9 protein-coding genes are annotated in these 9,991 nt (G+C 63.4%); 7 read left to right on the top strand and 2 right to left on the bottom strand.

What is annotated here, in order from left to right; all coding sequences use genetic code 11:
- From EOA60_RS07020 to otsB, 6 genes are all read left to right on the top strand, one after another.
- The coding region (locus EOA60_RS07020; RefSeq protein ID WP_128311181.1) for an SDR family oxidoreductase at positions 1–354 on the top strand (354 nt) is incomplete at its 5' end.
- A 39-nt stretch (positions 355–393) separates the two neighbouring features.
- Positions 394–1,164, top strand: a complete 771-nt coding sequence (locus EOA60_RS07015) for an L-iditol 2-dehydrogenase (RefSeq protein ID WP_095824984.1) — start codon at positions 394–396, stop codon at positions 1,162–1,164.
- Positions 1,165–1,257: 93 nt separating this feature from the next.
- Complete coding sequence (locus EOA60_RS07010; RefSeq protein ID WP_067328822.1) at positions 1,258–2,316, top strand: glycosyltransferase family 4 protein; 1,059 nt, start codon at positions 1,258–1,260, stop codon at positions 2,314–2,316.
- 40 nt (positions 2,317–2,356) lie between these two features.
- Positions 2,357–4,519, top strand: a complete 2,163-nt coding sequence (locus EOA60_RS07005; protein ID WP_067328824.1) for an amylo-alpha-1,6-glucosidase — start codon at positions 2,357–2,359, stop codon at positions 4,517–4,519.
- Between the two features lie 188 nt (positions 4,520–4,707).
- On the top strand, positions 4,708–6,501 hold the full coding sequence (locus tag EOA60_RS07000) for a trehalose-6-phosphate synthase (RefSeq protein WP_067328827.1): 1,794 nt from the start codon (positions 4,708–4,710) through the stop codon (positions 6,499–6,501).
- Positions 6,498–7,280 carry a trehalose-phosphatase gene (gene otsB, locus EOA60_RS06995; protein WP_127335211.1) on the top strand — a complete coding sequence of 261 codons (783 nt, stop codon included), beginning with the start codon at positions 6,498–6,500 and terminating at the stop codon, positions 7,278–7,280. Before EOA60_RS07000 ends, otsB begins: the two co-directional genes overlap by 4 nt.
- 93 nt (positions 7,281–7,373) lie before the next feature.
- Here the strand turns inward: otsB and EOA60_RS06990 are convergent, their stop codons facing one another.
- Together EOA60_RS06990 and EOA60_RS06985 are read right to left on the bottom strand one after the other, a co-directional pair.
- Positions 7,374–7,679: a hypothetical protein gene (locus tag EOA60_RS06990; RefSeq protein ID WP_095779425.1), complete on the bottom strand. Its 306-nt coding sequence runs from the start codon at positions 7,677–7,679 to the stop codon at positions 7,374–7,376.
- Positions 7,680–7,906: 227 nt separating this feature from the next.
- The gene (locus EOA60_RS06985; RefSeq protein WP_095802301.1) at positions 7,907–8,938 is read right to left on the bottom strand and encodes a hydroxyacid dehydrogenase; all 1,032 of its coding nucleotides are present in this window, start codon (positions 8,936–8,938) and stop codon (positions 7,907–7,909) included.
- A gap of 138 nt (positions 8,939–9,076) precedes the next feature.
- Here EOA60_RS06985 and EOA60_RS06980 point away from each other — a divergent pair.
- Positions 9,077–9,991: LacI family DNA-binding transcriptional regulator (locus EOA60_RS06980; protein ID WP_164899209.1), on the top strand; the 915-nt coding region annotated here is incomplete at its 3' end.

Below are 9,991 nucleotides of genomic sequence, written 5' to 3'. Positions count from 1 at the left end.
GCGATCCTCAATGTCGGCTCGATTTCCGGCATCGTCTCCAACATTCCCCAGAACCAGGTCGCCTACAACAGTTCCAAGGCGGCGGTGCACATGATGACCAAGAGCCTCGCCAGCGAGGTGGCGGCCGATAACATCCGCGTCAACGCCGTCGCGCCCGGCTATATCGAAACGGACCTTTCGCGCGGCGGCATCGAGAATCCGGAATGGTTCCCGATCTGGCGCGGCATGACGCCGATGGGCCGCGTCGGCCAGCCGGAAGAAGTTGCGGCGGCCGCACTTTTCCTGTGCTCTCCCGCCTCGAGCTACGTGACCGGCGAGGTGCTGGTCATCGACGGCGGCTATACCACACGCTGAGATGGCGCTGAGCCAGGGCGCTGAGACAGGAGAATTGCCATGAAACTCAAGGACAAGGTCGCCGTCGTCACCGGCGGCGCGCAAGGGATCGGCGCAGCCATCGTGCGCGGTTTCGCCGCCGAAGGCGCCCATGTCGTCATCGCCGATATGGCACTAGACAAGGCGGAAGCACTTGCGCGCGAGCTCGAAGGCAAAGCTACCGCTCTGCAACTCGACGTGCGCGACCACGCCTCGATCGAGGCGATGGTCGCTTCGGTGACGAGGACGCATGGCGGGATCGACATCCTGGTCAACAATGCCGCCGTCTTCGACATGGGGCCGCTTCTCGAGATTTCGGAGAAAAGCTTCGACCTGCAATTCTCGGTCAATGTGAAAGGGCTGTTGTTCACGCTGCAGGCGGTGGCCAAGCGTATGGTCGCCCAGGGGCGCAAGGGGAAGATCATCAACATGGCCTCGCAGGCGGGTCGGCGCGGCGAGGCGCTGGTCGCCGTCTACTGCGCCACCAAGGCCGCCGTAATCAGCATCACGCAGTCGGCCGGCCTTGCGCTGATCAAGCACGGCATCAACGTCAACGGCATCGCGCCGGGTGTGGTCGACACGCCGATGTGGGACCAGGTCGACGCGCTGTTCGCGCGCTACGAGAACCTGCCGATCGGCGAGAAGAAGCGGCAGGTCGGGCTGGCGGTGCCGGCCGGACGCATGGGCGATCCCGACGATTACCGGGGTGCGGCCGTCTTCCTGGCATCGAGCGAGGCCGACTACGTCGTGGCGCAGACGCTCAATGTGGACGGCGGCAACTGGATGAGTTGATTGGCCGAAGCTCGAGGCCCCGCCTGCGACAATCGGGCAGGAACGATCTGGCGGCTGACGCATTTTGGTTCCCATCAACCGTTTGAGGGAACCATGCGCATCGCTCATGTCGCGCCGCTCTACGAATCCGTGCCGCCGAAACTATATGGCGGCACCGAGCGGATCGTGTCCTATCTCACCGAAGCGCTGGTGGAAGTCGGGCACGAAGTGACCCTGTTCGCCAGCGGCGACAGTGAGACCTCGGCGCGGCTGGTGCCCGGTCGCGACCAGGCGATCCGTCTTGATCCGCGGCCGAAAAAGTCCGAGATTGCGGCGCATATGGCGATGCTTTGCCAGGTGCGCGAGCGGGCGGACGAGTTCGACGTCATCCACTTCCATCTCAGCCATTTCGTGCATTTTCCATTCTTCGAACACATGGCGGGGCGAACGGTGACGACCCCGCATGGCCGGCTCGACTATGTCGACCTGGCGCCGGCCTACAAGCGCTTCCCGCGCTTTCCGATGATCTCCATCTCGCACAGCCAGAAGCGCGGATTGCCCGACGCCAACTGGCTGGCGACGATCCATCACGGCATTCCGGTCGATGCGTATCAGCCCACCTACAATCCCTCGGCCGAGGAACCCTATTTGGCTTTCCTGGGCCGGCTGTCTCGCGACAAGCGCCCGGATCGAGCGATCGAGATCGCGCGAAGTTCCGGTTTGAAGCTTAAGCTGGCGGCCAAGATCGGCGATGACGATCGCGCCTATTTTCACGACGAGATCGAGGCGCTCGTCGACGGCGACCGGGTCGACTATGTCGGCGAGATCGCGGAACACGAGAAGGCCGAGTTTCTCGGCAATGCCGCGGGCCTGCTGTTTCCCATAGACTGGCCGGAGCCGTTCGGCCTGGCGCCGATCGAGGCGATGGCTTGCGGCACGCCGGTAATCGCCTGGAACTGCGGCGCCCTGCCGGAGCTCATCGACCAGGGCGTGACCGGCTTTGTCGTGGACTCTGTCGATGATGCGGTCGCTGCGATGCCGGTCCTGCTCGGACTGGACCGACGGCAGGTGAGAGTGGTCTTCGAAAAGCGGTTTTCAGCCACCAGGATGGCGCGCGACTATCTTGCCGCCTATATGCGCCTGATCGGCATCCAGGAGGCGAGAGCCTCCTGATCGGCATTCTCTTGGGGCGGGGCAAGCGAAGAGGTCACGAATGACGCAGCTCGACGAGCGCAAGCTCGATCCCGCCGTAGCCCTTGCCTCGCTCGACGAAACTGCGCCGCGGGAGCCGCACCGGCTGTTCGCGCTCAAACAGGGCGATTGTTTCGCGGTCACCGACGCCTATGGTGACATCAGGGGCGCCGGCGACGGTTTCTTTCGCGACGACACGCGCGTTCTTTCCGAGTTCCGCCTGACGATCGGCGGCAGGCCGATGTCGCTGCTCGGCGCCTCGCTCAGCCAGGACAATGTTCTCTTCACCAGCAACCTCACCAACTTGCCGATACAGAGCGCCGCCGGCCGCGACATTCCGCAAGGCGCGATCCATATCGAGCGCGTCAGGCTGATCTGGCAGGACAGGCTATTCGATCGCATCACGCTTTCCAACTACAGCCGCGAGCATTCGACCATCGCCATCTCCTTGCATTTCGCCGCCGACTTTCGCGACATGTTCGAGGTGCGCGGCTCGACACGGCCGAAACGTGGAACGGTCCATCTGGCGAAGACCGACAAGGCGTCCGTTATGCTCGGCTATGACGGTCTCGACGGCCTGCCGCGCCAGTCGGCAATCTCCTTCTCGCAAGCTCCCGACCAACTGAGCGACAATCGAGCCGACTTCCTGATCGCGGTGACCAAGCGCAGCAGCAAGGTGCTTTATGTCGAGGTGGGCCCGGAAGTTGCCGAAACGCCGAATCGCGACCGGTTCCGGGCCGCTGCCGCACGCGCGCGTTTTGCCATGCGCGCCAAGCGTCGGCATGGCGCCACGGTCCACAGCTCCGGTCGCGTCTTCAACGATTGGGTCGAACGCGCCCGCGCGGATGTCGCGTTGCTTACCACCGAGCTTCCTACCGGGCCTTATCCTTATGCCGGCATCCCGTGGTTCTCCACGGCCTTCGGCCGCGACGGCGTGATCTCCGGCTTGCAGATGCTGTGGCTCAATCCGGGTCTCGCGCGCGGCGTGCTGGCGTTCCTTGCCGAACATCAGGCGACGGAGACGTCGCCCTTCATCGATTCCCAGCCAGGCAAGATCATGCACGAGACGCGCAAGGGCGAAATGGCGGCGCTGCGCGAACTTCCCTTCGGCCGCTATTATGGCGGCGTCGACACGACCCCGCTCTACATTCATCTCGCCTGCGCCTATGCCGACCGCACCGGCGACATGGCCTTCATCGACACGCTCTGGCCATCGCTCAAGGCGGCGGCCGAGTGGACGGAAGAGGCAAGCCGGGCAACGGGTTTCGTCACCTACCAACGCGCAGCGGAGTCCGGCCTCGCCAACCAGGGCTGGAAAGACAGCGTCGACTCGGTCTTCCATGCCGACGGCCGCATGCCCAAGGGACCGATCGCGCTGGTCGAAGTGCAAGGCTATGTCTTTGCCGCTTATCGCGGCCTTGCCGCGCTCGCACGCCGCCGCGGCGAGTTTGCCGATGCCGAACATTGGGAGAACCGCGCCGAGGAAATGCGGATCGCCGTCGAGCGTGACTTCTGGATCGAGGATCTGAACTTCTACGCCATCGCGATCGACGGCGAAGGCCAGCCCTGCAAGGTGCGAACGTCAAATGCGGGGCATCTGCTTTATGCCGGGCTGCCGCAGCCGGAGCGCGCCAAGATTGTCGCCGATCAATTGCTGTCGGCTTCCTTCCATTCCGGCTGGGGACTGAGGACGCTTGCGGACGACGCGATCTTCTTCAACCCAATGTCCTACCATAACGGCTCGATCTGGCCGCACGACACGGCGCTCTGCGGTGTCGGCCTCTCGCGCTATGGAGAGCGCGAAAGTGTCGTGCGGCTGATGAGCGGCACGTTCGAGTCGGCCGTGCACTTCAACATGCGGCTGCCGGAATTGTTCTGCGGCTTCACCCGGGCGCCAGGCGAGGCGCCGATCGCCTATCCTGTCGCCTGTCTGCCGCAGGCCTGGTCGGCAGGCTCCACCTTCATGCTGATGCAGGCCTGCCTCGGTCTGGAAATCGACGGTTGGAAAGGCGAGTTGCGCGTCACCCGCCCACGGATGCCTATCGGTATCGACACGCTCACGCTCCGGCATCTGTCCGTCGGCAATAAGACTATCGACCTCACCTTCCAGCGTGTCGGGGACCGCGTCGTTGCCTTCCTCGCCGATCGGCATGAGGGCCTGGTGCCGCTGATTGTGCGGACTTAGACGGGTCGATTGCGCAATTCCGGACGGAAAACCGTTACGAGAGCGGAGTTCCGCAAATGCATCCGGCAGTCGAAAAATGTCGGAACCGACGAGCGCCCTATGCGTTTGCAAACCGGAACCGGCACACCTCTCCGCAGCCGGCAAGAACGAAAACAAAATAGCGGACAGCCGGAGGCAACCTGGCATCAATGGCACAGTATGGCGTCGACCTCTTGTGGGTCCTTATCCTAGCTAGTCTCGGACTCAGCGCTCTCGCGATCTTCGTCTCAATAACCAGGCACCGTCACCAGCATGCAACGGCTGTGAACACGCCCGGTGCGGGCGAGGACGTCGCATCGGAAGCCGCACGCAAGGTGTTGCGCGAATTCGAGAAGAACGGGCAGTCGGTCGACGCCGCCCTCGTCACCTGGTCACCGGAGACGCTGCGCAAGATCCTTGCCGAGGATCTGCCGGACGCACAGGTCATCGTCGTCTCCAACCGCGAGCCCTACATCCACAATGAGGACGAGAACGGCGATGTCGAGCTCGTCGTGCCGGCGAGCGGACTGGTCTCGGCACTGGAGCCGATCACGCGCGCCTGCGCCGGCACCTGGATCGCCTATGGCGGCGGCAGCGCGGATCGTCAGGTCGTCGACCGCCACGACCGGGTACAGGTGCCGCCCGAAAATCCATCTTATGCCCTGCGCCGGGTCTGGCTGACCGATGAGGAATATCAGGGCTATTATCTCGGCTTCGCCAATGAAGGGCTTTGGCCGCTCTGCCATATAGCCTTTACCCGACCGATCTTCCGCGAGTCGGACTGGGCGGCCTACGAGGCCGTCAATCGCAAATTCGCCGAAACGGTGGTTGCCGAGGCCCGCAACGAGAGGCCGATCGTGCTGGTCCAGGATTATCATTTCGCACTGCTGCCGCGCATGATCCGCGAGCGGCTGCCCGAGGCCATCGTCATCACCTTCTGGCACATCCCGTGGCCGAACTCGGAAGTGTTCAGCATCTGTCCGTGGCGCGAGCGCATTCTGGATGGGCTGCTGGGCAGCTCGATCATCGGCTTCCACACCCAGTTCCATGCCAACAACTTCACCGAGAGCGTCGACCGTTTCATGGAGAGCCGGATCGAACGGGCGGATGCCGCGGTGTCCTATGGCGGCCAGACGACTTTGGTCCACGCCTACCCGATCTCTATCGAATGGCCTGTGCAACTCCTGAAGAGCCTGCCGCCGGTCGAGGAATGCCGCGCGCAAATCCGCGAGCGGTTTGGAATTCCAGCCGACGCCAAGCTGTGCGTCGGTGTCGAGCGCCTCGACTACACCAAGGGCATTCTCGACCGCTTCCATGCGCTGGAGGAACTGTTCATCCGCTACCCTGAAATGATCGGCAAGGCGGTGTTCCTGCAGGTCGCCGCACCGAGCCGGGGCACATTGCCGGCCTACAAGCACCTGCATGAGGAATGCCAGCGGCTCGCCGAGGGACTCAACGAGCGCTACGGCAACGGCAGCTATCGTCCGGTCGTGCTCGTGGCCGAGCATCACTCGCAGAAGGACGTCTACAAGATCTACCGCGCGGCCGACATCTGCCTCGTCACCAGCCTGCATGACGGCATGAACCTCGTGGCCAAGGAGTTCGTTGCCGCGCGCGACGACGAAGAGGGCGTGCTCCTGCTCAGCACGTTTGCCGGCGCCTCGCGCGAACTGCTCGAGGCGCTGATCGTCAATCCTTACGACGCGGCGATGATGAGCGAAGCCATGCGGCAGGCGCTGGTCATGGGGCCCGACGAGCAGCGCGAGCGCATGCGCCGCATGCGCGAGATCGTACGCGACAACAATGTCTATCGCTGGGCCGGCAGCATGCTGCTCGACGCGGCGCGATTGAGGAAGCGCGGCGAGCTCGACCGCGTCACGGCCTTGTCCGACCGCTCGGCAAACACCAACGGCGACAATGTCGTCTCTATCTTCGAACGCAAACAGGCAGTCGGATTCCGATGAACATCCAAGCAGATTTGACACCACCGCTTCCCGAAGGCCGGTGGGCGCTCTTCCTCGATATCGATGGCACCTTGCTCGAGCACGCCGCCCATCCAGATAGCGTCGCGGTCAGCGCGGAGTTGCGTTCGCTGCTGAAAGCGGTCGAGCGCCGGCTGGATGGAGCGCTGGCTTTCATCACCGGCCGCTCTATCGCGGCCGTCGACCGGCTGTTCGAGCCTTTGAAGCTGCGAATCGCCGGCCTCTACGGGCTGGAGCACAGGCTGACACCGGACGGGCAAATCGAGGCCGCCGACGAGCCGGCGGATATGGCTGCACTTGCCGACGAAATCGAGCTGGAGCTGGCAAGCAAGGCCGTCTATGTCGAGCGCAAGGGGCCGGTGCTCGCCATCCACACGCGGGCGGCGCCGCAATTGCTGGCCCGCGCGACGGAACTGGTCGAGACAGCACTTGCCCGGCTGCCGAAAGGCTACCGCGTAATTGCCGGCAATGCCGGTGTCGAACTGATGCCGCTGGAGGCGGCCAAGGGCGCCGCAATCCGGCGCTTCATGCAGCTTGAACCTTTCACCGGACGGCGTCCGGTATTCCTCGGCGACGACACGTCCGACGAAAACGGTTTTGAGACCGTCAATGCCGCGGGCGGGATCTCGATCCGCGTGAGACCGCAGGGCGAGACCGCGGCGCGTTTCGCCATCGCCGATGTCGCCAGCGCGATCGCCTGGCTCGCGGCGAATTTCAATGACGGCTTCGAACCGGCGGACCGCAGCGATCTGGTTGCCTGATCAATCTCGGGAAAAGTGCGTCACGGTCCTTCGTCTGGGATCGCAAAAACGGCCCCACAACGGGGCCGTTTTGTCGGTAGCTGCACTGATTGGTTACTTGCTGCCGCCGTTCTCCTTGACGCTGCTGCAGAACTCCGGATGGCTGTTGGCTGCATTGGCGTTCTTGGCCTCGTCCTCACAAGCCGTCATCATCGCGGTCTGGTCCTCCGGCGACATTGCCTTCCACGCCTTCACGAAGGCGTCCTTGCTGACCATCGTTTTCATGCTGGAGTCGGTGTAGAAGGGCTGCATCTTGGCTGGGTCATCCAGCGCCGACGTGCCGGTTTCGCCAGCGGCGAGAGCCGAGCCGGCGACCATCGAAAGGGTCATTGCGCCAAGGCAGATCATCTTGATGTTCATGACATAAACCTCCTGTTTCTCTGGATCGTTCGAGAAACGATCGTGTCATCAACGGAAGGTCCGGATCAAAGTTCCTCTATTCCCGTGAAATGCAGAAAAAAATTCTGAAGAAAAATGGTCCTGAGAGGGCCGAAACTCTCCGTGGTCCGGCCGTTAAGTTTGGTTGCATTACACTCAGGGCGGCAATCAGTAGCAGGAACGCTAATGTTCCAGGCGACGAGGCGCGATCAGTTCCTGTCGACCGGCTTGGAGCGCATCCGCGAAACGGTCTCTCGCTCGGCGCGCTTGGAGCGCATCGGCGGCAGACCGCGATCGAGGAGGTCCATGTCCTCCAGCACCATGTCGCCCATGCGCTTGAAGGCAACGTCGAGCGCGCCGGCGCGGTGTGCCGAGCGCAGAAAGCCGGAAAGCGAGCGCACCGGGTGGTTCTTGGCCAGCGGCTCCTCGGGAAACACGTCGCTGGCCGCAACGATATGGCCGCTTTTGACCGCTCCCATCAGCGCCGGGAAATCGACGACGCCGGCGCGGCTGAGCAGGATGAAGGCGGCGCCCTGGCGCATCTTGGCGAAAGCGTCGGCGCCGAGAAAACCCTGGTTCTCGCTGGTCACCGAGGCGACGACGAAAACGAAATCGCTTTCCGACAGCACCTTGTCGAGCGAGGCCGGCTCGACGCCATGTTCCACCAGCACGGAAGGCGGTAGCCAGGGATCGAAGACCCTGGTGCGCGTGCGGAAGCCGGTCAGCAGCCGATTGAGAGCGCGGCCAAGATCGCCGAAGCCGATGATGCCGACATCCGAACCTGAGAGGAGTCGCGCCGTCTGGTTGCCGTCGCCGCCCCATAGTTCCTCGCCTTGCCGGAAGGCGAGGTCGGCATCGACGATGCCGCGCGCCAGGTTTAGCGCCATGGCAAGGCCGAGTTCCGCCACCGGCTCCGCGAACACCAGGCCGGTGGTGACGACGTGAATGCCGCGGGCAAACAGCGTCTCATAGGGCATGTTGTTGATGAGATTGGTCTCGACGTTGAAGATGCAGCGCAGCGCTTTCAACCTCTCCAGCGTCTGAGGGGTGATCGGCGGCTGGCCGACGATGTAGCGGGCTTCGGCCAGCACATCTGTCGGCAACTCCGAGACACCTTCCGGCGTTGTCTCGACGATGCGATATTTTTTGCGGAAAAGCGCCAATTGCGGCGGCGTGAAGATCAGGTCGAGCGTGCGCGGTTCGGGTGCGCTGATCACCAGCGGCGAGGCTTTGTTGGACATGATTTTCCTCCCGGCGCGATTGGATCGCATCAATCATATCAGCGTTTTTACTCTCGATGAAACGATTTACAACAGCGAAAAATCGATTTATCGATTATGTTAACGAGAGGGCGACCACTCGCCTCCGGGAGAAGATTAATGGCGCAACAGCAGGCCCAGCAGCGGCGCGCGTCGATCCACGATGTGGCAAGCCAGGCGGGCGTGTCGGCGGCCACTGTTTCCAAGGTTCTTTCCGGCGTCACCACGGTAAAACCGGAAAACGCGCAGCGCGTCCTCGATGCCGTCGAGCTTCTGGGCTACCGCGTCGATCCGCTCGCCTCGGATATGCGCAGGGCCAAGCGTCGCATCATCGGCGCCATCATGCCGGAGTTCGAAAGCGAGTTCTTCGGCCAGATGGTGAGCGAGCTCGAAGGCCTCGCCGAGCAACGCGGCTATACGCTGGTCGCCGCCTCCAGCCGGGAATCGGAGCAACGTGAGAAGGAGATCCTCGCCCGCATGCATGACTGGCGCGTTGCCGGCGTCGTACTGGCGCCGGTGCGAAACGAGCACGGACCGGCGGCTGGTTTCATGAAAGCGAACGGCATGACAGGGGTGCTGATCGACCGCGTGCTTGCCGATGACGCCTTCGACACGGTTTCGGCCGACAGCGCGGCGGCAAGCGCCGAGGTGGCGCGCGCGCTGGTCAGCCAGGGCCATCGCCATGTTCTTGTGGTCGGTCTCGGCCAGCAGGCGGCGACCGTGCGCGCCCGGCTCGAAGGGTTTCGCAAGACGGCACTTGAGCTTGCGCCCGACATCAGGGTCGACGTCGTACTCTGCGAAAGCGATGTCGGGCCCTTGCGGACGCTGCTTCGCGATTATTTCAGCCAGCGGGAAGACGGCGGCGACAGGCCTACGGCGGTCTATTCGCTCTTCCTGAAGGGCACGCTGGTGGCGCTTTCGGAGTTTCGGCGGCGCGGCTGGCATTGCCCAAACGACATCTCGCTGGTCGGCTTCGACGACGCCGAATGGATGCAGGTGACGTGGCCGGCGATCGCCGCGGTGGTGCAGCCGGTG

Origin of the sequence: Mesorhizobium sp. M1A.F.Ca.IN.020.06.1.1 (assembly GCF_004023265.1) — a bacterium.
GTDB lineage: Bacteria > Pseudomonadota > Alphaproteobacteria > Rhizobiales > Rhizobiaceae > Mesorhizobium.
This window is presented reverse-complemented; position numbering and strand designations above follow the sequence as displayed.